At 66.0% G+C, this 23854-nt stretch carries 24 protein-coding genes and 1 tRNA gene; 12 read left to right on the top strand and 13 right to left on the bottom strand.

The annotated features are described in order from the left end of the window. Positions 1-67 precede the first annotated feature (67 nt). Positions 68-2245, bottom strand: coding sequence for a malate synthase G (locus HUK65_RS13135; RefSeq protein ID WP_179906729.1), 2178 nt, complete (start codon positions 2243-2245; stop codon positions 68-70). A 216-nt stretch (positions 2246-2461) separates the two neighbouring features. Here HUK65_RS13135 and guaD point away from each other — a divergent pair, with 216 nt between their 5' ends. The 4 genes from guaD to HUK65_RS13115 all read left to right on the top strand — a co-directional run bounded on the left by guaD (position 2462) and on the right by HUK65_RS13115 (position 6977). After that, positions 2462-3775 carry a guanine deaminase gene (guaD, locus tag HUK65_RS13130; protein WP_179906728.1) on the top strand — a complete coding sequence of 438 codons (1314 nt, stop codon included), beginning with the start codon at positions 2462-2464 and terminating at the stop codon, positions 3773-3775. A 256-nt stretch (positions 3776-4031) separates the two neighbouring features. Then, on the top strand, positions 4032-5366 hold the full coding sequence (locus HUK65_RS13125; RefSeq protein ID WP_235442137.1) for a DUF5930 domain-containing protein: 1335 nt from the start codon (positions 4032-4034) through the stop codon (positions 5364-5366). Continuing rightward, complete coding sequence (locus HUK65_RS13120) at positions 5356-5973, top strand: bactofilin family protein (RefSeq protein WP_179906727.1); 618 nt, start codon at positions 5356-5358, stop codon at positions 5971-5973. The genes HUK65_RS13125 and HUK65_RS13120 overlap by 11 nt, the downstream gene beginning before the upstream one ends. Positions 5974-6101: 128 nt before the next feature. Then, the gene (locus HUK65_RS13115; protein WP_179906726.1) at positions 6102-6977 is read left to right on the top strand and encodes a 3-hydroxybutyryl-CoA dehydrogenase; all 876 of its coding nucleotides are present in this window, start codon (positions 6102-6104) and stop codon (positions 6975-6977) included. 24 nt (positions 6978-7001) lie between these two features. Here HUK65_RS13115 and HUK65_RS13110 read toward each other — a convergent pair whose 3' ends face one another. From HUK65_RS13110 to HUK65_RS13085, 6 genes are read right to left on the bottom strand one after another with little or no spacing between them, the layout of a single operon-like run. Further along, entirely contained in the window at positions 7002-7271 is a 270-nt protein-coding gene (locus tag HUK65_RS13110) for an HPr family phosphocarrier protein (RefSeq protein WP_179906725.1), read from the bottom strand. Between the two features lie 27 nt (positions 7272-7298). Next, positions 7299-7715 (bottom strand): PTS sugar transporter subunit IIA, encoded by a 417-nt coding sequence (locus HUK65_RS13105; protein ID WP_179906724.1) that lies wholly within the window; start codon positions 7713-7715, stop codon positions 7299-7301. Position 7716: 1 nt separating this feature from the next. After that, a complete protein-coding gene (gene rapZ, locus HUK65_RS13100) occupies positions 7717-8601 on the bottom strand; it encodes an RNase adapter RapZ (protein WP_179906723.1) in 885 nt (294 codons plus the stop codon). Beyond that, positions 8598-9071: an HPr kinase/phosphorylase gene (locus HUK65_RS13095; protein WP_179906722.1), complete on the bottom strand. Its 474-nt coding sequence runs from the start codon at positions 9069-9071 to the stop codon at positions 8598-8600. The genes rapZ and HUK65_RS13095 overlap by 4 nt, the downstream gene beginning before the upstream one ends. Then, positions 9068-10732, bottom strand: coding sequence for a sensor histidine kinase (locus tag HUK65_RS13090; RefSeq protein WP_179906721.1), 1665 nt, complete (start codon positions 10730-10732; stop codon positions 9068-9070). Before HUK65_RS13090 ends, HUK65_RS13095 begins: the two co-directional genes overlap by 4 nt. Before the next feature lie 44 nt (positions 10733-10776). Beyond that, on the bottom strand, positions 10777-11478 hold the full coding sequence (locus HUK65_RS13085; protein ID WP_179906720.1) for a response regulator transcription factor: 702 nt from the start codon (positions 11476-11478) through the stop codon (positions 10777-10779). Between the two features lie 359 nt (positions 11479-11837). On the opposite strand from HUK65_RS13085, the gene HUK65_RS13080 reads away from it, so the two are divergent. Continuing rightward, positions 11838-13436 (top strand): phosphoenolpyruvate carboxykinase, encoded by a 1599-nt coding sequence (locus HUK65_RS13080; protein WP_179906719.1) that lies wholly within the window; start codon positions 11838-11840, stop codon positions 13434-13436. A 140-nt stretch (positions 13437-13576) separates the two neighbouring features. Here the strand turns inward: HUK65_RS13080 and HUK65_RS13075 are convergent, their stop codons facing one another. After that, positions 13577-14809: a urate hydroxylase PuuD gene (locus HUK65_RS13075; RefSeq protein WP_179906718.1), complete on the bottom strand. Its 1233-nt coding sequence runs from the start codon at positions 14807-14809 to the stop codon at positions 13577-13579. Positions 14810-14909: 100 nt separating this feature from the next. Between HUK65_RS13075 and HUK65_RS13070 the strand changes: the two genes are divergently transcribed. Beyond that, positions 14910-15827 (top strand): LysR family transcriptional regulator, encoded by a 918-nt coding sequence (locus HUK65_RS13070; protein ID WP_179906717.1) that lies wholly within the window; start codon positions 14910-14912, stop codon positions 15825-15827. Positions 15828-15947: 120 nt separating this feature from the next. Here the strand turns inward: HUK65_RS13070 and HUK65_RS13065 are convergent, their stop codons facing one another. Both HUK65_RS13065 and uraH read right to left on the bottom strand, forming a co-directional pair. Beyond that, positions 15948-17189 carry a glycosyltransferase gene (locus HUK65_RS13065; protein WP_179906716.1) on the bottom strand — a complete coding sequence of 414 codons (1242 nt, stop codon included), beginning with the start codon at positions 17187-17189 and terminating at the stop codon, positions 15948-15950. A 57-nt stretch (positions 17190-17246) separates the two neighbouring features. Then, positions 17247-17603 (bottom strand): hydroxyisourate hydrolase, encoded by a 357-nt coding sequence (gene uraH / locus HUK65_RS13060; RefSeq protein ID WP_179906715.1) that lies wholly within the window; start codon positions 17601-17603, stop codon positions 17247-17249. Between the two features lie 150 nt (positions 17604-17753). Between uraH and puuE the strand changes: the two genes are divergently transcribed. From puuE to HUK65_RS19015, 6 genes are all read left to right on the top strand, one after another. Then, positions 17754-19169, top strand: coding sequence for an allantoinase PuuE (gene puuE, locus HUK65_RS13055; RefSeq protein ID WP_179906714.1), 1416 nt, complete (start codon positions 17754-17756; stop codon positions 19167-19169). Continuing rightward, positions 19166-19987 (top strand): bifunctional allantoicase/(S)-ureidoglycine aminohydrolase, encoded by an 822-nt coding sequence (locus tag HUK65_RS13050; protein WP_179906713.1) that lies wholly within the window; start codon positions 19166-19168, stop codon positions 19985-19987. The genes puuE and HUK65_RS13050 overlap by 4 nt, the downstream gene beginning before the upstream one ends. A gap of 142 nt (positions 19988-20129) precedes the next feature. Then, positions 20130-20633 carry an ureidoglycolate lyase gene (locus HUK65_RS13045; protein WP_179906712.1) on the top strand — a complete coding sequence of 168 codons (504 nt, stop codon included), beginning with the start codon at positions 20130-20132 and terminating at the stop codon, positions 20631-20633. An 81-nt stretch (positions 20634-20714) separates the two neighbouring features. Next, positions 20715-22136 carry a uracil-xanthine permease family protein gene (locus tag HUK65_RS13040; RefSeq protein WP_179906711.1) on the top strand — a complete coding sequence of 474 codons (1422 nt, stop codon included), beginning with the start codon at positions 20715-20717 and terminating at the stop codon, positions 22134-22136. A 96-nt stretch (positions 22137-22232) separates the two neighbouring features. Then, positions 22233-22309, top strand: a tRNA-Pro gene (locus HUK65_RS13035). Positions 22310-22337: 28 nt separating this feature from the next. Further along, on the top strand, positions 22338-22472 hold the full coding sequence (locus tag HUK65_RS19015; protein ID WP_268839405.1) for a hypothetical protein: 135 nt from the start codon (positions 22338-22340) through the stop codon (positions 22470-22472). Positions 22473-22674: 202 nt separating this feature from the next. On the opposite strand, the gene HUK65_RS13030 is transcribed toward HUK65_RS19015, so the two are convergent. From HUK65_RS13030 to HUK65_RS13020, 3 genes are all read right to left on the bottom strand, one after another. Beyond that, the gene (locus HUK65_RS13030) at positions 22675-22872 is read right to left on the bottom strand and encodes a hypothetical protein (RefSeq protein ID WP_179906710.1); all 198 of its coding nucleotides are present in this window, start codon (positions 22870-22872) and stop codon (positions 22675-22677) included. A 79-nt stretch (positions 22873-22951) separates the two neighbouring features. Next, entirely contained in the window at positions 22952-23347 is a 396-nt protein-coding gene (locus HUK65_RS13025; protein ID WP_179906709.1) for a helix-turn-helix transcriptional regulator, read from the bottom strand. 233 nt (positions 23348-23580) lie between these two features. Beyond that, positions 23581-23854, bottom strand: a 274-nt coding sequence (locus HUK65_RS13020; RefSeq protein WP_235442136.1) for a hypothetical protein, incomplete at its 5' end; no start/stop codon positions are given.

Raw genomic sequence — 23854 nt, 5'->3', positions numbered from 1 at the left:
GGGGGAGTCCAGCCCTGGCTGGACGGGGGGCAGCGCCCCCCACCCCCGGCATGCAGCCGCGCGACCCTCAGGCCCGGCGCGCCTGCGGCGCGGCCCAGCCGCGAGCCTTGCGCTCCAGCCGCCGGGCATGGAGCACCGGCTCGGTATAGCCCGAAGGCTGCGCGCGGCCCTGAAACACCAGATCACAGGCTGCCCGGAATGCCTCACCATCAAACCCCGGCGCCATCGGTTCATATGCGGGATCGCCCGCGTTCTGGCGGTCCACAACTTCGGCCATTTTCTTCATCGCGGCCATGACCTGATCTTCACCGACAACCCCGTGATGCAGCCAGTTGGCCAGCCCCTGCGCGCTGATCCGGCAGGTGGCGCGATCCTCCATCAGGCCCACATCGTCGATATTGGGCACCTTGGAACAGCCCACACCCTGATCGACCCAGCGCACCACATATCCCAGAATACCCTGGGCGTTGTTCTCCACCTCGCGCGTGATCTCCTCATCCGAGAAATTCCGCCCCGCGGCCAGCGGCAGGGTCAGCAGCGCGTCCAGACCGGCGCGCGGGCCACCCGATGCCACCGTGGCGGCGATCTCGGCCTGGCGGGCGGGCACATCAACCCGGTGGTAATGGATTGCGTGCAGCGTGGCGGCGGTGGGGCTGGGCACCCAGGCGGTACTGGCTCCGGCCAGCGGGTGGTTCACCTTGACCTCCAGCATCTCGGCCATGCGGTCGGGCATGGCCCACATCCCCTTGCCGATCTGCGCGCGCCCGCGCAGCCCGCAGGCCAGGCCGATATCCACGTTGCGGTCCTCATAGGCCTGCAACCAGACCGCGTTGCGCATCTCGCCCTTGGGGATCATCGGCCCGGCTTCCATGGCGGTGTGGATCTCGTCGCCCGTGCGGTCCAGGAAGCCGGTGTTGATGAAGGCCACCCGGTGACGCGCGGCGCGGATGCATTCGGCCAGATTGACCGAGGTGCGCCGCTCCTCATCCATGATGCCCAGTTTCACCGTGTTGGGCGCCAGCCCCAGCGCGGCTTCGATCCGGGTGAACATCGCATCCACAAAAGCCACTTCCTCGGGGCCATGCAGTTTCGGCTGCACCGCATAGATGCTGCCGGTGACCGAATTGCGCATCCCTTCAGGCTTCTTCAGGTCATGGAGCGCGCAAAGCGTGGTCACCATGGCGTCCAGAAGCCCCTCATAAGCCTCGTTCCCGTCACGGTCCAGAACGGCGGGGTTGGTCATCAGCAGGCCCACATTGCGCACCAGCATGAGCGCGCGGCCCTTTAGCACCAGCGCGCCGCCATCGGGGGCGGTGACCTCCAGATCCGGGTTCAGGCGGCGGGTGAAGCTCTCGCCGCCCTTCTGCACGGTCTCCGAAAGGTCACCCTGCATCAGCCCCAGCCAGTTGCCCCAGGCCAGCACCTTGTCCTCACCATCCACGGCGGCGACCGAATCCTCGCAATCCATGATCACGGTCATGGCCGATTCCAGCCGGATATCGGCCACATGCGCAGGGTCGGTGCGGCCGATGCGATGCTCAGAGTCAATCTCAACAATCGCATGCAAGCCGTTGTTTTTAAGCACAATCGCCGCAGGATTTCCAGCATCGCCGCGGTAACCCACGAATTGCGCCGGGTCCCGCAGCGCCGGGACCAGCGCGCCCGCTTCGACCCGGTAGCCCTGTACATCGGCATGGCCGCCGCGGGCCAGCGGCGCAATCTCATCCAGCATCGCCTTGGCGGCAGCCACCACCCGCGCGCCGCGGGCCTCATCGAAGCCGCCGGCGCGGGGCGTATCTCCCAGCGCATCGGTGCCGTAAAGCGCATCATAGAGCGATCCCCAGCGCGCATTCGCGGCGTTGAGCGCGTAGCGCGCGTTCATCACCGGCACCACCAGCTGCGGGCCGGGCACATGGGCGATCTCCGGGTCGGTGTTTTCGGTATCGATCTCGAAGGCAAGGCCTTCGGGCACGATATAGCCGATTTCCCCCAGGAAGGCGTGGTAGGCGGTGGCGTCATGGCCTTGCCCGGCGGTTGCCACATGCCAGGCGTCAATGGCCTGCTGCAGTTCGGCGCGCCGCTCCAGCAGCGCCCGCTGGCGGGGGCCCAGATCATTCACCAGATTGCTGAAGGCCTGCCAGAACGCCTCGGGCGCGACACCGCTGCCGGGCAATGCGCGGGTGTCGATGAAGTGCGCCACCTCAGGGTCAACGGAAAGCTGATGCTTGCGGACATACTCGGTCATGGCGGGATCCACTTCTGGGGCATGGCAAACGGCAGATGCCGGAGGCATGCGACGGCATACAAATATGGGATACGGTGGTATGCCAAACCATGCTGCATTGCAACATCGCGCCGCCCTGTTTGCGCTGCCACAGGGCATTTTCGCACGCGCCCTTTCTCTACCACGCGGCGCAGGCTATGCAATGGAGCGCCCTGCCCCAGCCCCCCGGTGTTGCCCATGCCCGACCTGCTTCTTGGCCAGACCCTGACCTTTGCCGCCGACCCTTTTGCCGAAGGCCCTGCTGCAGCGCGGCATGAGCGCCACGGCGCCGTGCTGATCGACGGCGGGTTGATTCGCGCCTCCGGCCCCGCCGCCGAGCTGCGCGCCGCCCATCCGCAGGCGCGCGTCCATGACTATGGCCAGCACCTGATCAGCGCCGGTTTCGTGGATGCCCATGTCCATTACCCGCAAACGGCGATCATCGCGTCCTGGGGGAAGCGGCTGATCGACTGGCTGAACACCTATACCTTCCCCGAGGAAACGCGCCTGGCCGACCCCGCCTATGCCCGCACCATCGCCGCGCGCCATTTCGACCTGACGCTGGCCCATGGCACCACCACCGCCTGCAGCTTTGCCACCATCCACCCCGCCAGCGTCGATGCCTTCTTTGCCGAGGCGCAATCCCGCGGCTTGCGCGCGCTGACCGGCAAGACCTGCATGGACCGCAATGCCCCCGACGGGTTGCGCGACAGCGCGCAATCTGCTCATGATGACAGCAAGGCGCTGATCGACCGCTGGCACGGGGTGGACCGGCTGTCCTATGTCATCACGCCGCGCTTTGCGCCGACCTCGACCCCCGCGCAGCTGGAGGTCCTGGGCGCGCTATGGGCCGAGCATCCGGGGATGCTGATGCAGACGCATCTGTCCGAACAGACCGAGGAAATCGCCTGGGTGCGGGACCTCTTCCCCGCCGCGCGCGATTATCTGGATGTCTATGAAGCCCACGGCCTGCTGGGCCCGGGCGCGCTGTTCGGCCATGCCATCCACCTGACCGACCGCGAACGCGCCCGCCTGCGGGAGGTCGGCGCCGCGCTGGTGCATTGTCCGACCTCGAACAGCTTCATCGGCTCGGGGCTGTTTGATCTGGCCGGGCTGAAGGGCGAAGGGCAGCGCGTGGGGCTGGCCACCGATACCGGCGGCGGGTCCAGCTTTTCCATGCTGCGCACCATGGCCGCAGCCTATGAGATCGCCCAGCTGCGTGGCACCGCCGTCCATCCGGCAGCACTCTGGTGGCTGGCCACCGCCGGATCGGCCGGGGCACTGGGGTTGGGTGACCGGATCGGCACCCTTGCCCCGGGGCGGGAGGCCGACCTGGTGGTGATCGACCTGGCCTCCACCCCCGCGATTGCGCAGCGCGCCGCGCAGGCCAATGATCTGTGGGAAGCACTCTTCCCCACCATCATGATGGGCGATGACCGCGCCATCGCCGCCGTCTGGGTCAATGGCAGCCCGGTTGTGCCCCAGGCGCCACAGCTCTGCGCATCGCAATGACCCGAAGGAATTATCCAAACGGCCCATGGTTCCATCTTCCGTGGGGTAAAGCAGGCGAAAAATCGGCAAGATTTCGCCCAACCGCCCGCAACAACCCCGATGCACCACGGCAACAGGCGCCAAAAATCTTGCGCCCGCTTTAACATCTTCCTAACACCGGGGCACAAGGCGGGACAGACTACGCCCCGAGCAGGCGACCCGCTTCGAGACGCACAAAAAACGGCACCGAACGCACGGGGACAGGATATTGCAGACGTTGAGCGACCGGCTGAATGGACGGCTGGAACCCATCTTGCCCGAGAAGCGGCTTTTCCTTCGCGCGGATGACAAGACCCGATTTGTCCGGCTTCGCCCCCTGACCCAGGCCACGATGATCGGCGGCACGGTGGCCTTTGTCGCCTGGTCGATGATCGCCACCGCCATCCTGCTGATGAGCAGCATCGGCTCCGGCAATCTGCGCGATCAGGTGGCCCGTGAGCAGGCCAATTACGAAGCCCGGCTGGACGCCATGGCCCAGCAGCGCGACGCCCGCGCCGCCGAAGCCGACGCCGCCCATGACCGCTTCAGCCAGGCGATGCAGCGCGTTTCGGAAATGCAGTCCAGCCTGCTTGCCTCGGAAGAGCGGCGGATGGAGCTGGAGGCCGGGATCGAAACCGTCCAGCGCACCCTGCGCCGCGCCCTGCGCGACCGTGACGAGGCCCGCGAACAGCTTGCCGCCCTGACCCAGGTGCAGGCCGAAGAAAACGGTGGCAGCCGCACGGCGCTGGATCTGGCCCGCGATGCCGATGACATGGTCGGCTTTCTGCTGACGGCGCTGGAAAACACGGCGCTGGAGCGCGATGCCTCGGACCACATGGCCGATCAGTACCGCCAGCAGGCCGAACACATGGCCATGGAAACCCGGCTGATGGCAGAGCGCAACAACCGCATCTTCGAGCAACTGGAAGAAGCGGTGGAGCTGTCGATGGTGCCGCTGGAGCGCGTGTTCCGCAATGCAGGCGTATCCACCCAGCAGATCCTGAGCGCGGTGCGCAGCGGCGCATCCGCCGACGCCCCGGCGCTGCGGCCGATCTCGGTTTCGACCAGCGGCTCGCTGGATCCGGACAGCGATGAGGCGCGCGCCAATTCCGTTCTGGCCGGGCTGGACAAGCTCAACCGCTATCGCATCGGTGTCGGGCGGCTGCCGGTGTCCAGACCGGTGGTATCGGGGAATGTGCGCCAGACCTCGGGGTTTGGCCCGCGCCGCCATCCGCTGACCGGGCGCAACCGGATGCATAACGGCCTGGACTGGGCCGGACCGCGCGGCACGCCGATCCACGCCACTGCCGATGGCGTGGTCACGCAAGCCGGACGCCAAGGCGGATACGGCAATCTGGTGATCATCAGGCATGATTTCGGCATCGAGACCTATTACGCCCATTTGAACAGCGTCAACGTGCGGGCGGGCCAAAGGGTCTCGCGCGGGGATCGAATAGGTGGTATGGGCACCACTGGCCAGTCCACCGGCGTACATCTGCACTATGAGGTGCGGGTCGGCGGCACTCCGGTCAATCCGATCACCTACATAAGGGCAGGACAGCATGTTTTCTAAAAGCCGCATCAATGAACCCGGGCCCAAGGCGAACGCAGCCGAGGAGGCGCCCGCCCGCACCACGAGCGATTCGGTGCCCGGCTTCCTGTCCCGTGGCGACAGCGGCGCCGACAGCGCCCAATCCACCCGCGCCAAGCCCGCAGCCTCTACCCTGTCTTCGGATCTGACCATCACCGGCAACCTCAACACCACCGGCGATGTCGTGGTCGAGGGCGAGGTTGACGGCGACATTCGCGCGCATCTGCTGACCGTCGGCGAAACAGCCACCATCCGCGGTGAAATCGTGGCCGATGACATCGTCATCAATGGCCGGGTCATCGGCCGGGTGCGCGGGCTGAAGGTGCGGCTCACCTCCTCGGCCCGGGTCGAAGGGGATATCATCCACAAGACCATCGCCATCGAATCGGGCGCGCATTTCGAAGGCTCGGTTCAGCGCAATGACGACCCGCTGGCAACCAACCGCAACCGCAGCGCCGATGCCGCCGCCCCCGCGCCGAAGCCGGCACAGCCTGCCCCGGCCGCCCAGCCTTCGGCGGCGGTCAAGGCCGCCACCGACCAGCGCCGCGTGCCGGAAAAGGCCAAGGGCGAAGCCTCGACATCCAAGTAACGCCTTGCGCCCGAAGGCGCTGGGTCTGACGGCGCCCGCGGGCGCCGTTTTGCATTGCAGGCTTGCCCCTTGCACCCGGATGCCCCGCGCGCCTATGGTCTGCGCCAAAGCCAGCAGGAGAATATCACATGGACATCACCTCGGTCGGCGTGGTTGGCGCAGGTCAGATGGGCAATGGCATCGCACATGTCTTTGCCCTGTCAGGATATGAGGTGCTGCTGAATGACATTTCAAGCGAAGCGCTGTCCGGCGCCGTCGCGCTGATCGACCGCAACCTGCAACGCCAGGTCAGCCGCGAGAAGATCTCGCAATCCGACAAGGATGCCGCCATGGCGCGCATCAGCACCACCACCACCCTGACCGACCTGGGCAAATGCGACCTGATCATCGAGGCCGCGACCGAACGCGAAACCGTGAAACAGGCGATCTTCGAGGACCTGCTGCCGCATCTGCAGCCGCATACGATCCTGACCTCGAACACCTCGTCCATCTCCATCACCCGGCTGGCCAGCCGCACCGACCGGCCGGAACGCTTCATGGGCTTCCACTTCATGAACCCGGTTCCGGTGATGCAGCTGGTGGAACTGATCCGCGGCATCGCCACCGATGACGAAACCTATCAGACCCTGCGCAAGGTTGTGGACCGCCTGGGCAAGACCTCGGCCAGCGCCGAGGATTTCCCCGCCTTCATTGTCAACCGCATCCTGATGCCGATGATCAACGAGGCCGTCTATACGCTCTATGAGGGCGTGGGGTCGGTGGAATCCATCGACCGGTCACTGAAACTGGGGGCCAACCATCCCATGGGTCCGCTGGAGCTGGCCGATTTCATCGGCCTGGACACCTGCCTGGCCATCATGAACGTGCTGCATGACGGGCTGGCGGATACCAAATACCGCCCCTGCCCGCTTCTGGTGAAATATGTCGAAGCCGGCTGGCTGGGCCGCAAGACCGAGCGCGGTTTCTACGACTATCGCGGCGAAACGCCGGTGCCGACCCGCTGATCCGGGGGCGGCGCTTCCTCAGCGCTACATGTCCTCGCCAAAGCGGGTGGCCACCAGCTCCTCCAGCGCTTCGGCCAGGGGCTGGGCGTCCGGGCCGGTGGTGCGCACGGTGATCTCGGTCCCGCGTGAGGCTGCCAGCATCAGCAACCCCATGATCGAATCGCCCGAAACGCTCATCCCGTCCTTTTCGACCTCGGCTTCGGCGTCGAAGCGCTCCACCACCTCGACCAGCTTGGCCGAGGCCCGCGCATGCAATCCCTTTTCATTCAATATCTGCAAGGTCTTCTCAATCATCCTGCCCCCCTTGGCCGGCGCGGTGCCTCAGAGCCCGCTGCCGCCATACTCAATGGTATTGATATACCGCCGCCCCGCATCCAGCGCGCGCGAGGCTGCCTCGGCCACCGGCAGGTGGCGGCTTTTCGTCAACTTGATCAGCATCGGCAGGTTCGCCCCGTAGAGGATCCGGCGATTGGGCGCGGAACAGGCGGGCAGCGACAGGTTGGAGGGCGAGCCGCCGAACATGTCGGTCACCACCACCACACCATGGCCCGTATCCACCGCATCGGCGGCGGCGGTGATTTCGGCCTGTTTCACAGCGCGGTCATGGTCATATTCGATGGAGATGGCGCGCATCCCCGGTTGCTTGCCCAGCACATGTTCCACGGCGGCGAGATATTCGCGCGCCAGGCCACCATGGGCGACCAGCACAATTCCGATGACCCCCGGTTGTCCGTTCATCCTACACCGACGGCTGAGCCGCAATCCTTGTCAATTCCCGATGCCGTTTAGACACCTGCCACCCCTGATCCACAAGAGCCGGGGCCAGTTTTTCCACCAACATCACCGACCGATGGCGCCCTCCGGTACAGCCAATGGCGATATTCACCGTGGTCTTGCCTTCCTCGGCGTTGGCGGGAAGCACCAGGTCCAGCATGGCCATCACCCGCTCCAGAAAGGGCGCGAAGCGCGCGTCCCCGGCCACATGGGCGGCCACTTCGGGGTCACGCCCGTCGCGCGGGCGCAGCGCGGGTTCCCAGTGCGGATTGCGCAGGAACCGGCAGTCAAAGACCAGATCCGCCTCATGCGGCAGACCGCGCTTGTAGGAAAACGACTGCAGGCTGACGGTCAACTGCGCCGAAGCGTCCGATCCGAACCAGCGCGTCATCTCGGCGCGCAGGTCATGGGGGCTCATCTCCGAAGTGTCGATCAGGTAATCCGCGCGCAGCCGCATGGGTTCCAGCAACAGGATCTCCAGCGCAATCCCGTCCGATGGCGCTGCGCCCGCGCTCAGCGGGTGGCGCCGCCGGGTTTCCGAAAACCGCCGCAGCAGCGTCTGCACCGCGCAATCCAGAAACACCAGGTCAACGCGGTTGCGGTCGCGCGCGCGCAGATCCTCCAGCACCTGCAAGAAGTTGTCGGGGGCGAAGTCGCGGCTGCGCGGGTCGATCCCCAGCGCCAGCGGGCGGCCCGGCGCGCGCCCTTCGGCAACCTGCGGCACCAGCGCCAGGGGCAGGTTGTCGATCACCTCGAACCCTGCATCCTCCAGCGCGTTGAGCGCCGTTCCCCGCCCGGCCCCTGCCGGGCCGGTCACAAAGACGATCATTTCCGTGTCGTTGTCTCTCATCTCACAGGTATCGGGGTTTCCGGATATCGTATCGCGCCTTTCAATAGCTGAAGCATTGCGGCGGCAAAGCAAGCGTTTTCGACCTTGTGCACAAGCGGAATCGACACGCCCAGCAGATCAATTCGCCGTGCAGGCGGCAATCTATGCGCTTCAATCTGCCCCAGATCAACCACCAGTTCCACCGGCGCGTGGGCCACGGGCTCTGCCTGCAACAGGCCAATGCCGCGCGCCTCGATCAGTCCGGCAATCGACGGTGGCGCCATGGCCAGCACCGCGCGCCCCTGCCGGGCCAGCCGCACCCGGTCATCGGCCACCAGCCGCGCCCCAATGGCCATCAGCTCCAACGCCAGCGCGGATTTGCCGCTTCCCGCCGGGCCCAGGATCAGTGCCCCCCGCCACGCCCCGCCGATCTCCAGCGCCACCGCGCTGGCGTGTTCGGTCTGCGCAGGCGCTGCGGCAGCATCGTTCACATCGGAAGCCCGACGACGAATCGCGCACCCAGCGGCGGGGTTTCGAGGCTTTCGCCCGGGGCACGGATGTTTTCGGCCCAGATGACGCCGTTATGCGCCTCGACGATCTGCTTGGAAATCGCCAGGCCCAGGCCGGAATGGTTGCCGAACTGCTTTTCGGGGCGTTCGGAATAGAATCGCTTGAAGATGCGGGTCAGGGCCTGTTCGGGGATGCCGGGGCCGGTATCCTCGACCACCACCAGCACGCGGTCATCACGCTTGCGCGCCCAGATGCGCACCGCGTCGCCCGGCTCGCAAAAGGAGATGGCGTTGGTGATCAGGTTGACGAACACCTGCGCCAGCCGCGCCTCCAGCCCGGTGATGATGATCGGCTCCTCCGGCAGCGCCCTGATGAATTCCACCCCCTTGGACGCCGCCTCGCGCGAGAGATGCTCGCTCAGATTGCCCAGGGTCCGGCAGAGGTCGAACTCCTCTTCCTCTTCCTTCACCAACTCGCTGTCCAGCCGCGAGGCGTTGGAGGTGTCCGAGATCAGCCGGTCGATCCGGCGCACATCATGTTCGACCACATCCAGCAGGCGCTGAACCTGATCTTCGCGCTTGGCCATGCGCAGGGTGCCAACGGCGGACCGCAGCGAGGCCAGCGGGTTCTTGATCTCATGCGAGACATCGGCGGCGAATTGTTCGTTGACCTCGATCCGGTCATAAAGCGCCGAGACCATGCCCCGCATGGCCTTGGACAGGCGCCCGATCTCATCCGGGCGGCCCGTCAGATCCGGGATCCGCACGCGGCCGGGGTTGACCTTGCGCGCATCGCGGTTGCGGCCCAGTTCGGCGGCCATGGCCAGATCGGCCAGCGGGTTGGCGATGGTCGAGGCCAACGCGAAACTCAGCCCGATCGACACCAGCAGCGCGATCAGGAACATCTGCAGCACCTGTTCGCGTTCATGGCGCATGGACTGGTCAATGGCCGAGGCATCGGTCTGCAGCATCACCGTGCCCGCCAGCGCCCCGTCCTGCAGCACCGGGGCGGCGACGATGATCCACATGCCACCGCCCGAAGCGTTGCGCAGCACATGGCTGTCCGACATGCCCGCCGCGGCGCGCTGCAGCACCTCAGCCCGCGCGGTTTCCAGGTCGGGGGCATCCTCGTTCAACAGATGCGAGCCGGTGACCAGCGTCAGCCCTGACCAGACCGAGGACAGGAAATTGCTGATGACGGTGGAGCGTTCGGCATAGCCGTCTTCCGGCGGGGGCGAGGAAAAGCGCCGCGCGCCGCTCTTGCGCTCGGCTACCTCGGCCTCCGGGGTGAACAGGATCAGCTCGGTCTCGGGGTCCAGGGTCAGGGCGCTGACCAGCGCGGGGCCGGCAGCGTCCATCCCGCCCGCCCCGGAGATCACATCGGCCACCATTTCGGCCTTGGTGATCAGGGTGCGTTCATGCTGCAACAGCAGATTGTCACGGAACGGGTTGGTGAACAGGATCCCCGCCACCAGCAGGATCAGCGCCACCAGGTTGAACAGCACGATCTTGCGCGCCAGCGGCGAGCGGTAGATGCTGAACACGCCCCGGCGGGCGCGGCGCTGTTGCACCTCGGATTCGACGGCGTCATCCGGGCGGACCCAGTCCTCGCCCAGAACCACATCTGTTCGTGCGACACTCATCTGCCTGCCCAACCCCTTGCCTGCGTTCTGCCGGTCCCCAAGCGTCAGGCTTCGTTATACTTGTAGCCGATGCCATAGAGGGTTTCGATCGAGGAGAATTCCTCGTCCACGGCGCGCATCTTCTTGCGCAACCGCTTGATATGACTGTCAATGGTGCGGTCATCGACATAGACCTGGTCATCATAGGCCACGTCCATCAACTGGTCGCGGCTTTTCACGAAACCGGGGCGCTGGGCCAGAGCCTGCAGCAGCAGGAATTCGGTCACGGTCAGCGTGACGTCCTTGCCCTTCCAGGTCACGGAATGGCGCAGCGGGTCCATCTCCAGGCTGCCGCGCACCATGACCTTGGTTTCCTCGGTCACGGTTTCCTCACCGTTGCGCAACACGTCCTGCCGACGCAGCAGGGCGCGGATGCGTTCGACCAGAAGCCGCTGGGAAAAGGGCTTCTTCACATAGTCATCGGCGCCCATGCGCAGCCCCAGAACCTCGTCGATTTCATCATCCTTGGAGGTCAGGAAGATCACCGGCATCTGCGTCTTCTGGCGCAGACGCTGCAACAGCTCCATCCCGTCCATGCGCGGCATCTTCATGTCCAGCACCGCCATATCCGGCATCTTGCGGTTGAAGGCATCGAGCGCGGATTGCCCGTCATTATAGGTCTCAACCTCGAACCCTTCGGCTTCAAGGCAGATCGAAACCGACGTCAGGATGTTCCTGTCGTCGTCCACAAGGGCGATTTTTGACATTGGCCTGTCCTTAAATTACTGCTCGGTCATTGGCGTTACGCCATTATTTTGCCAGATTCTGACGAAATCCGCCCCCAGAATCAACAAAATACTGCATGCTGCCCCAGATCCGAGCCTGTTTCACCGCCGCGCCATGCCAATCGGCAACAGGCATGAAACCGATCAAAGATTGAAATTGCGCTAACAACCGGATGGTTGCGCTAACTGTGGCATACCACCCTGTTCCCTTGTTCGCGCAGCATGGTAAGAGGACGCCACCGGGATTGCATGAACACCGGACCGGGCGGCGCCGTGGGAGGGGCCGTTCATCCTGATCGGCAACAGCCCGCATGGTGCGCGGCGACAAGGAGCAGACAAAGATGAGCATGGAGCGGGTGAACCCACGCAAACGACTTGAGGACCAGGGCATCACGGGCCTGGCCGCCGCCCATTACAACCTTCTGGAGCCCGCGCTGGTGCAGGCCTCGGTGCGGCGCGGCGAAGGGACGCTGGGTCATGGCGGCACCATCATGGTGACCACCGGCGTGCATACCGGCCGCTCGCCCAAGGACAAGTTCGTCGTGCGCACCCCCGATGTCGAAGACAGCATCTGGTGGGAAAACAACCCCCCCATGGACCCCGAGGCCTTCGAGCGCCTGTATCAGGACATGCTGGCCCATATGCAGGGGCGCGAGTATTTCGTGCAGGACCTCTATGCCGGTGCCGATCCGGCCTATCGGCTGGATGTGCGGCTGGTGACGGAACTGGCCTGGCACGGGCTGTTCATCCGCCACATGCTGCGCCGCCCCGAGGCCTCTGAACTGGCCACGTTCGACCCGGAATTCACCATCATCAACTGCCCCACGTTCAAGGCCGACCCCGCCCGCCACGGCTGCCGTTCGGAAACCGTCATCGCCATCAATTTCGAGCGCAAGCTGGTGCTGATCGGCGCCAGCGAATACGGCGGCGAGAACAAGAAATCCGTGTTCTCGATCCTGAACTACCTGCTGCCCGCCAAGGGCGTGATGCCGATGCATTGCTCGGCCAACCATGCCACGGGCGACCCGTCCGAGGCGGCGATCTTCTTCGGGCTGTCGGGGACCGGCAAGACCACGCTTTCGGCCGACCCTGAGCGCACGCTGATCGGCGATGACGAGCATGGCTGGTCGGATGATGGCATCTTCAACTTCGAAGGCGGCTGCTACGCCAAGACCATCAATCTGAGCCGCGAGGCCGAGCCCGAGATCTACGCCACAACCACCCGCTTCGGCAGCGTGCTGGAGAACGTGGTTTTCGATCCGGACACGCTGGAGATGGATTTCGACGATGGCAGCCTGACGGTCAACGCCCGCGTGGCCTATCCGCTGGAGGCGATCCCGAATGCATCGACCACCTCGGTCGCGGGCGTGCCGAAGAACATCGTCATGCTGACCTGCGATGCCTTTGGCGTGCTGCCCCCGATCGCGCGGCTGAATCCGGCGCAGGCCATGTATCACTTCCTGTCGGGCTTCACCGCCAAGGCCGCCGGGACCGAGCGCGGCATCCTGGAGCCGCAGCCCACCTTCAGCACCTGTTTCGGCGCCCCCTTCATGGCCCGCCGCCCCGAGGTTTACGGCAAGCTGCTGCAGGCCAAGATCGCGCAGCATGGTTCGGACTGCTGGCTGGTGAACACCGGCTGGACCGGCGGCGCCTATGGCACGGGCCAGCGCATGCCGATCAAGGCCACGCGCGCGCTCCTGTCGGCGGCCTTGAACGGGTGGCTGAGCAATGTGGAGTTCCGCAAGGATCCGAATTTCGGCTTTGAGGTGCCGGTTTCGGTGCCGGGCGTTGACGATGCGCTGCTGGACCCGCGTCAGACCTGGGCCGACGGCAATGCCTATGACGCGCAGGCGCGCAAGCTGGTGGGCATGTTCGCCGAGAATTTCGCGCAATACGTGCCCTATATCGACGATGAGGTGAAGCAGGCCGCTCTGGGCTGACCCTGCGCCGCCGAGCTTTGAGAGAACGGAAAAGCCCCGCCGGAAGACCGGCGGGGCTTTCTGGTTCATGCGTGGCCGGGGGCGCTGCCCCCGTCGCCCTTGCGGGCGACTCCCCCGGAGTATTTGAAGCAAGAAAATGATCAGGAGGCGCGCGCGCGGCGGTACCATTCAGAAATGAGTTGCCGGTTTTCGGTGTCCATCATCACCGTGGCCGGGGGGGGCATGGCGTGGCTGCGGCCGGATTGCAGATAGATGGTGCGGGCGGCGCGGGCGATCTGGGCCTCGGTCTCCAGCACGATACCCTTCGGGGCCCAGTGCAGCCCGGGCCAGACGGGGTCATCGGCGTGGCACATGGAGCAATGGCCAACGACGGCCCAGTAGACATCCTCGAATGCGGGATCATCGGCGAAACGGGCCTGATCGGGGGACAGGGCGGCAAGGTCGTCGCGCGCCTCGCGCGCCGGATCGCCCAGCACCGACAGCCAGACCGCGCCCAGAAACAGCAGCACCGTGGCCGCCCATGTCCACCAGACATAGCCGCCGCCGGCGTGCATGGTGTTGAAGAAATGGCGGATGGTCACCCCCATCAGGAACACCAGCCCCGCGATCAGCCAGTTGTAATCGGACGCGAAGGCCAGCGGGTAGTGATGCGAGAGCATCAGGAAGATCACCGGCAGGGTCAGGTAGTTGTTGTGCGTGGAGCGCTGCTTGGCGATCACCCCGTATTTCGGGTCCGGGGTGCGGCCGGCGCGCAGGTCGGCGACGACGATCTTCTGGTTGGGGATGATGATGAAAAAGACATTGGCGCTCATGATCGTGGCGGTAAAGGCGCCCAGATGCAGCAGCGCCGCGCGCCCCGTGAACACCTGCGTATAGCCCCAGGCCATGAGCACCAGCAGCACGAAGAGCAGGATCATCAGACGGGTGTTATCCTCGCCGAAACGGGACTTGCACAGCCGGTCGTAGATCACCCAGCCCACCGCCAGCGAGGCCATCGACAGCGCCACCGCCTGCCAGACCGCAAGATCGGCGCGGGAGGGGTCGATCAGGTAGAATTCGGCGCCCAGGTAATAGACCACCGCCATCAGGGCGAAGCCCGACAACCAGGTCGAATAGCTTTGCCATTTGTGCCAGATCAGATGCTCGGGCAGCCGGTCGGGCGCCACCAGATATTTCTGGATATGATAGAAGCCGCCGCCATGGACCTGCCATTCCTCGCCATAGGCGCCCTTTGGCAGGTCCGGAGACTTGCGCAGGCCCAGGTCCAGCGCAATGAAGTAGAAGCTGGAGCCGATCCAGGCGATGGCGGTGATGACATGCAGCCAGCGCAGCGCGAATTCGGACCAGGCGCCCAGCACGGCAAGTTCGAACATGGGTTTTCCTCCCTGAGGTTTCGCGCAGGCTATACCGGGGCGCATCTTTCTGATAATTCCATTAATCCCCGATCACTTTCAAACACAGCCAGAAAATGCCATGTCCTATGTGAATAATCTGCGCATGTTCGTGCGTGTGCATGAATTGGGCAGCATGTCGGCGGCGGCGCGCGATCAGCGCACCTCGCCCGCGGTGGCCTCCTCACGCATTGCCGAGCTGGAAAAGCACCTGGGCGTGCGGCTGTTCAACCGCACCACGCGGTCGCTCCATGCTACGGAGAGCGGGCGGATCTTCTATGACGGCGCGCTCAAGGTGCTTGAGGCAATCGAAGCCGCCGAGGCCGCCGTGGTCGATGCCACCCGCAACCCGCGCGGGACCATCTTCGTGGCCGCGCCGCTGGGGCTGGGTCGGCGCCTGATCGCCCCCGCAGTCCCGGCCTTCAAGGATGCCTACCCCGATATCGACGTGCGCCTGCGGCTGTCGGACCGCGGCATCGATGTCATCGGCGAGGGGCTGGACCTGGCCTTTCACCTGGGGCGGCTGGAGGATTCGGCGCTCAAGGTCCGCCAGATTGCCGATTGCCCGCGGGTGCTCTGCGCGGCGCCCGCCTATCTGGCCCGCCGCGGCACCCCGCGGGACGGCGAGGCCCTGCTGGCCGAAGGGCATGACTGCCTGAACCTGCGCTTTCCCGGCGCGCGGGAATTCCAGTGGCACCTGCAGACGCCCGAGGGCGTGAAACGCTACAGCATCAGCGGCCCGTTCGAATCCGATGATGGCGATGTGCTGACCGGCTGGGCACTGGACGGGCGCGGGATCATCCTCAAACCGATGTTCGAGGTCGCCGACCACCTGCGCAGCGGCGCGCTGGTGCCAGTGGCCACGGCGACACCGCCCCTGCCCGTCAGCCTCAGCCTGCTGACCCCGCACCGGCGCCTGCGCGACCCCAAGATCCGGCTGTTTTCCGATTTCGTGGCCACCCGCTGCCGCAGTGCGATCCAGACCGAAGGAACACCCTGAGCACCCGTCCAACGCGCCTGCGCGCTGGTCAGCGCCCCCGGGACGCGCAGGGTGGGTGGGTGGGCGCGGCCCGGGGGCGCTTGTGCAACGGCTCCACAGGTGCTGCACCTTGATGATGCATCACCTTGCCACCGACACTTCACGCGCCAGAGGCAGATGTTCGCGGATCAGGGCGGCACGGTGCGCAAAAACCGCCTCATCATGAAAGCCTGCGCCATCATGCCGGGCGCGCGCGATCAGATCCACCAGCGCGGCGCGGTCCGAGGCCAGTTCCGCCACCCGCGCGGCCAGCGCCCCCACGTCATCGCGCGCCACCAACGCCCCGCCCCCATGCCCGGCAATCAGATCGCGCGAAAAGGCGCAGCCATAGCCCACGATCGGACAGGCCGAGGCCAGCGCCTCGATCAGGCAGCGCGGGCTTTCGGGGGTCTTGTGGCAGAACAGCATCATATGCGCCGTGCGCAAGGCCTCCAGCACCGTGGCGCGCGCCTGCACATGCCCCGGCAGGTCCACCATCCCTGCCAGCGGCCCGCCCGCCACCCGCGCGCGCATGGTCTCAAGCGCAGGGCCAGTCCCCAGCCACCGGGCATGAAACGCCACCCCTTTGCGGGCCAATGCCTCCAGCACGTCCAGCCAGTCCTGGGCGCCCTTCATGGCATCGGCCCGCCCCACATAGACAATCCGCAGCGGCCCCTCGCCGACGCTGTCCAGCTTGGCCTGCAAGGCGTCTTCGCTGACATGATCCGCCCGCGCCAGATGAATGTCATGGACCAGATGCGGATTGCGGCAATGGGGGGCGTATGCCTCGAATGTCTCGCGCCCATGGAACAGGCCCAGCGCCGCGCGCCGGATCAGCGCGCGTTCCGCCCAGGCCATGGGGCGGTGCTCCAGATGCGCGCGCAGCCGCCGCCGCCAGGGCTGGCGCGCGGCGGTGCGGCGCACCACCTCGCTTTCAACCCGGTCGGTCCAGACGTAGAAGGGCTTGCCCATCCGATGCGCGCACCAGGCGGCGATACTGCCCCAGTCCCCGACCAGCCCGCCAATGGCAAAGCCCAGCCGATCCGCCCGCGCAATGGCACCGCGGATCACCGGCAGGCAGCGCGGCAGCGCCATCAGGAACGGCAGCGGGCGCCAGCACTCGGGCAGGGTGATGAAGTCTACCCGCGCCCGCGCCGGGCCGATCCGGTCCAGCGGCACCCAGTTGGGCGGCGGCGGGGCCGATGACAGCGGCTGCAGCACCAGCACCCGGTCGAAATGCTCGGCCCACAGCCGCAACCCGTTACAGGCCTGATCTTCAAGGTAAAGTTCACCATCCTGGCGGTGCAGCGCAACAGGAAGGTAAAGCAGGATCGTATCGGACATGCAGGCCCCCGTTACGGCCTGCGCAGTATCCGCGCAGGGGCCTGCGGGGTCAATGGATCAACTGCCGCGATAGGTGGAATACCCATAGGGCGATAGCAAAAGCGGCACATGATAGTGGCTGTCCCCCTCGGACATGCCGAAACGGATCGGCACCTGGTCCAGGAACAGCGGCGCGGCCCCGGCCTGCCCGCTGGCGCGCAGATAATCCCCGGCGGCAAAGACCAGCTCATACTCCCCTACAGCAAACCGCTCCTGCGGCAGGATCGGGCTGTCGGTGCGCCCATCCGCATTGGTCACGGTTTCGGCAATCCTTTCGCGCCCGCCTCTGTCGATCCGGTAAAGCGTGATCTTCAACCCCTGCGCCGGGCACCCCCGGGCGGTGTCCAGAACATGGGTGGTCAGAAATCCGGCCATTGCATCGCCTCCTGCTTCGGAACGCCCTGTTGTGCCGCAGACAGGCCGTGGAATGAAGCCCGTCCGCACGAAAGCTCTTTCAAAAATTCCCTGAATAAATTTCTGATTGTTTTGCGTTACCAGATAATCATCGCAACCGGAGGCCCGCACGTGACCCGTTACCCCCGCAACCTGACCGGATATGGCGCCACCCCCCCGGACCCGCGCTGGCCCGGTGGCGCGAAGATCGCCATCTCGCTGGTTCTGAACTATGAAGAGGGCGGCGAGAACTGCCTGTTGCACGGCGATGCGGCCTCCGAAGGGTTCCTGTCCGACATCCCCGGCGCCCAGCCCTGGCCGGGACAGCGCCACTGGAACATGGAATCGATCTATGACTATGGCGCCCGCGCCGGGTTCTGGCGGCTGCACCGGCTGTTCACCGCGCGTGGCCTGCCGGTGACCATCTATGGCGTGGCCAGCGCCCTGGCCCGCAGCCCCGAACAGGTGGCCGCCATGAAATCCGCCGATTGGGAGATCGCCAGCCACGGCCTGAAATGGGTCGAACACAAGGACATGCCCGAACCCGAGGAACGCGCATCCATCCATGAGGCCATCCGCCTGCACACGGAGGTCACCGGCACCCCCCCGCAGGGCTGGTATACAGGGCGCTGTTCCATCAACACCGTCCGCCTGACTGCGGAAACCGGTGCCTTCGACTGGATCTCGGACACCTATGACGACGACCTGCCCCATTGGGTCGAAATCGGCGACCGCGACCAACTGGTCATCCCCTACACGCTGGAGGCCAATGACATGCGCTTCGCCACCGCCCCCGGCTGGGTCACGGGGGGCGATTTCGAAAGCTACCTGCGCGATGCCTTCGATGTGCTCTATGCCGAAGGCGAAGCGGGCGCGCCAAAGATGCTCAGCATCGGCCTGCATTGCCGCCTGATCGGCCGCCCGGGCAAGCTGGCCGGGCTGATCCGCTTTCTGGACCATGTGCAGGCGCATCAGGGGGTCTGGTTCGCCCGGCGCATCGACATCGCCCGCCACTGGGCCGCCACCCACCCGCACAAACGCCGCGAACGGCCCAGCGCCATGGACCGCGAGACCTTCGTGGCCCGCTTCGGCGGCATCTTCGAACACTCTCCCTGGATCGCTGAACGCGCCCACGCGCTGGAGCTTGGCCCCGCCCATGACAGCGCCACAGGACTGCACAGCGCGCTGGCCCGCATGTTCCGGGCCGCCAGTCGGGAGGAACGCCTGGGCGTGCTCACCGCCCACCCGGATCTGGCGGGCAAGCTGGCCGCGGCAAAACGGCTGACGGCGGATTCCACCGCCGAACAGGCCAGCGCCGGGCTGGACGCGCTGACCGATGACGAACGCGCCACCTTCCAGCGCCTGAACACCGACTATGTGGCAAAACATGGCTTCCCCTTCATCATCGCCGTGCGCGACCATGACAAACCGGGCATCCTTGCCGCCTTCCAGCAACGCATCGACAATGACACCGACACCGAATTCGCCACCGCCTGCGCGCAGGTCGAACGCATCGCCGAATTGCGGCTCAAGGACATCCTGCCATGACCACCTATTACAGCCCCACCGGCGGCCTGCCCCCCCAGACCGCGCTCCATACCGGCCGCGCCACCTTTACCGAGGCTTACGCCGTCCTCCCCCGTGGCACCTTTTCTGACATCACCACCTCGCTCCTGCCCGGCTGGCACGATACCCGCGCCTGGATCATCGCCCGCCCGCTGTCCGGCTTCGCCGAAACTTTCGCCCATTACGTGATGGAGATCGCGCCCGGCGGCGGCTCCACCACCCCTGAACCGGACCCCACGGCGCAGGGCGCGCTGTTCCTCACCGACGGTAGCGCCGAACTCACCCTCGGCAGCACCACCCACTCCCTCACCCCCGGCAGCTTCGCCTGGATCCCCCCCGGCGCCGACTGGCAGCTTCACGCAAAATCCACCGCGCGCCTGCACTGGGTCCGCAAACGCTGGCAACCGGCGCCGGGCCTGACCCCGCCCGAACCCGTCATCGCCCATGACAGCACCACCGCCCCCACGCCCATGCCCGATACGAATGGCGCCTGGGCCACCACCCGCTTCGTGGACCCCACGGACCTGCGCCATGACATGCACATGACCCTCGTCACCCTGCAACCCGGCGGCGTCATCCCGTTCGAGGAAACCCATGTCATGGAACACGGGCTCTTCGTGCTCCAGGGCAAGGGCGTCTACCGCCTCAACCGCGACTGGGTCGAGGTCGAGGCCGGCGACTACATGTGGCTGCGCGCCTTCTGCCCCCAGGCCTGCTACGCCGGCGGCCCCGAACCCTTCCGCTACCTGCTCTACAAGGATGTCAACCGCCACCCCGCCCTGGGCCGCCCCTTCGCCTGAGCTTCATCTTGCCTCAAATACGCCGGGGGTGAAAGCGCCCGGAACGGGCGCAGAGGGGGCAACGCCCCCTTCCACCGCCCGAAGGGCCAGAAGGCTTGCGCGCGGCACGCGCGCTCCGTCTTGCAACCGACAGGATCCTGCCATGCCCCGCACCCTACGCACCGAACCGCTGACCGCTTCCGCCTTCGCGCCCTTCGGCGATGTGCTCGACTGCGCAGGCAGCCCGGACAGGATCATCAACCAGGGGCTTTGCGGGCGCTTCCATGACCGCGCGCGGCTGGATTTCGGCACCGATGGCCGGGCCGGTGTCTCGCTCTTTCTGGCCCAGCCCCGCACCCTGCCCTACCCGCTGGAGATGGTCGAACGCCACCCCGATGGCGCCCAGTCCTTCATCCCCATGCATGAACACCCGTTTCTGGTGATCACCGCCCCCGATATCCAGGGCCAGCCCGGCATCCCGCGCGCCTTCCTCACCGATGGCACCCAGGGGATCAACCTGCACCGCGGCATCTGGCACGGGGTGCTGACCCCGCTGGCCGCACCCGGGCGCTTCGCAGTGGTCGACCGGATCGGGCCGGGCGAGAACCTTGAAGAACACTGGTTCGATACCCCCTGGACCATCATCCAATCCACAGATCCGGGCTGAACCCGGGCACCCGCAGGCGGCCGCCGCACGCAGAGGAGGCGCGCGCCAGCCACCATCCAACCGGGAGAGGAGGAATCCCCCATGGCCGATACGTCCCTCGGAACGCCAGCGCAGCTGCGCGATCCGAACTACACACCCCCCCTTGCCAAGGCGATCCCGCTGGGCATCCAGCATGTGCTGGCGATGTTCGTGTCGAACGTCACCGTCGCCATCATCATCGCCGGGGCCGCAGGCTTCGGCTTCGGGTCGGATCAGGGGGCGCTCGGCTTCCCGGACATGACCTACATGATCCAGATGTCCATGCTCTTTGCGGGCGCGGCCACGCTGATCCAGACCATCGGCGCCGGGCCCGTGGGGTCGCGCCTGCCCATCGTGCAGGGCACGTCCTTTGCCTTCATTCCCATCATGATCCCGCTGGTCGCGGGCAAGGGGGTCGAGGCGATGGGCATCATCGCCTGCGGCGTGCTGGCAGGCGGGCTGTTCCACGCGGTTCTGGGCACGGTGATCGGGCGCATCCGCTTTGCCCTGCCGCCGCTGATCACCGGGCTGGTGGTGCTGATGATCGGCCTGGCGCTGGTGCGCGTGGGCATCCAGTATTCCGCAGGCGGTGTGCCCGCCATGGGCACCGAGGCCTATGGCAACTGGTCCAGCTGGTCGCTGGCGCTGGTGGTGATCTTCGTCACACTGGGCATGAAGTTCTTTGCCCGCGGCATCTGGTCCGTGGCCGCCGTGCTGATCGGCCTGATCGCGGGCTACCTGGTGGCTGTTGCCACCGGGCAGGTCAGCTTTGCCCCGGTCCAGACCGCCGCCTGGGTGCAGGTGCCCGCCCCCCTGCCCTTCGGCTTCGAATTCTCGGTCGCGGCCATCGTCGGCTTCTGCCTCATGGCCTTTGTCTCGGCGATCGAGACCGTGGGCGATGTCTCGGGCATCACCAAGGCCGGCGCCGGGCGCGAGGCCACCGATACCGAGGTCGCAGGCGCCACCTATGCCGACGGCATCGGCTCCTTCATCGCCGGGGCCTTCGGCGCGCTGCCCAACACCTCTTTCTCGCAGAACGTGGGCCTGATCGCCATGACCGGCGTGATGAGCCGCCATGTCGCCACCATCGGCGCGGTGTTCCTGATTGTCTGCGGGCTGATCCCCAAGATCGGCGCCGTGGTCGCCTCGGTCCCGATCGAGGTTCTGGGCGGCGGTGTGGTGGTCATGTTCGGCATGGTCTGCGCCGCCGGGATCAACATGCTGTCCGATGTGATCTGGAACCGCCGCAACATGGTGATCTTTGCGGTGGCGCTGTCGGTTGGCTTGGGCCTGCAGCTGGAACCCGGCGCGTTGCAGCATGTCCCCGAAACCCTGCGGGTGCTGCTGGTGACAGGGCTGCTGCCCGCAACGGTGATTGCCCTTGTGCTGAATCTGATCCTGCCGCACGAACTCCCCGCCGAGGCAACCGAAGAGGTCGCAGGCGGGCATTCCGGCCACGGCCGCGGCCTGCGGCAAGAAGACTGACCCAGGGCGCCGCACGCGACCCGCGCGCGGCGCCCCCACGGGCTGACAAACCCCTTGCAAAACCCCCGCACCCGGGGTAACCCGCCCGCATCGGTTCGGAGTGTAGCTCAGCCTGGTAGAGCACTGTCTTCGGGAGGCAGGGGCCGGAGGTTCGAATCCTCTCACTCCGACCAGATCATAAAAATTAATTAAATCAGTGACTTGAAATTCGACCTCGGGCGGCTCCGGAACAGTTACCCGGATCAGAAATCCGGACCACAGGAATCTCGACGCCAGGTCATGACGACGGTCAAGACCGACAAGGTGCCGACCGAGCAGTTCGATTCGGATAGCTGACGGCTCGTGCCATGGCTGCGCTCCCAGGAGTCTGCCGAAACACACCAGCCCACCACCGCCGACCGTCCTGCGCTCCAGCCTGACGCTCGGCTTCTCACGCGCTACGTGTCCGGCTCAAAGGAACGGGACAGGACCGCTCGTGTGGTTCCCCTCTCATCTGCCCTGCACCTAGGAAAAGGCTGACCCGGCCTCCGAGCGCGCCTCAGCCGCCGCCCCGTCCCGCGCCCTCCCGTCCCATGTCGAGCGCCTCACGCAGCGCGTGGATCCTTGCAGGCGTGACCCTGGGGTCGCTGCCGCAGGAGATGATGCGGATGAACTCTATCCACGCGCGCTCGTTCGGGGTCAGCTCCTCCCACGACCCGGACGGGGCCGTGGGGAGCGTGAAGGTGGTGTCGTCCATGTCGCGCCGGGTCATGCGAACCGGTCCCGCGGTCCCAGCGGACCCGCCGGTCCCCGCACATGAGAGATCAAGTCACAGGTCATTTGCCGAAGATCCCCCTGAGCGCCGTGCGGGCGCGTCCGGTCAGACGCGGGTCGCTGTTGTCGGAAGCGTCGCGGATCTCGGCCAGCCAGCCGCGCTCGTTCTGGGTGACGGGCGTGCCGAAGATCTCGGTGATGGCCTGCGCCGCCGTCGCACCCACCGCCTGGTCCAGCGCCAAACGCATGAGCATCGCAGGATCGACCTCCAGCGCCTTCGCAAGCGAAGGCACCCGGTCGAGCGGCACCTTGTTGCGCCCGTTCTTGAGAAAGGTCATCATGTTCGCGTTTGCGAAGCCCGCCTCGGAGGCGATCTCGGCCTGGGTCTTGCGATGCGACAGGTCACGGACGCGGTCTGCGATCAGTTTCGCGGTTGGGGTATTCTCGTAAGGGTTCATGCTGTGCTCGCTGCTGTGTGGTTGGTCACAGCACACACTTACCGCGTGGTGTGCGCGCGGTCGGGTGGGGAGTGCGGTCGGGTCGTCGGGAAGTGCGGTGCGATCGAAGTCCTAGAAAAAGAGCGCTCGGTGCATGGGGGTGCGGCCGGTGCCAGCCGGTCGGGGGCGGCTGAACCCTCCGGGATTGCAGAACGCAAGCGAAAACGTCTAGCGCGCAGATTGCATCAAGGCGCTCAGGCATACTCCTGCATGTTGCCCAACAGGATTCCGATCATGTTGACTTCGCTCAGGCCAGAAGCGATTGAGTCGATACGGACACCGGTTTCGACACTGGTATTGGTGCGGGAGATGCCCGACAGATCGGCTTCGGCATCGAGAAAGATCCAGCGGGGCTGGTGCACGCTTTCCAACCTGACCGCCGCGCGCAACACGGGGATGTCCCGATGAATGTTGAAATCGGGTCGGGGCAGCGCTGCCGGGATCATGGTTAGGCGGCCTCTGCGGTCT

Origin of the sequence: Rhabdonatronobacter sediminivivens, from assembly GCF_013415485.1 — a bacterium.
In the GTDB taxonomy this organism is placed as follows: domain Bacteria; phylum Pseudomonadota; class Alphaproteobacteria; order Rhodobacterales; family Rhodobacteraceae; genus Rhabdonatronobacter; species Rhabdonatronobacter sediminivivens.
The sequence above is the reverse complement of the archived record's forward strand: the minus strand, read 5'-3'. Positions and strand labels throughout refer to the sequence as shown.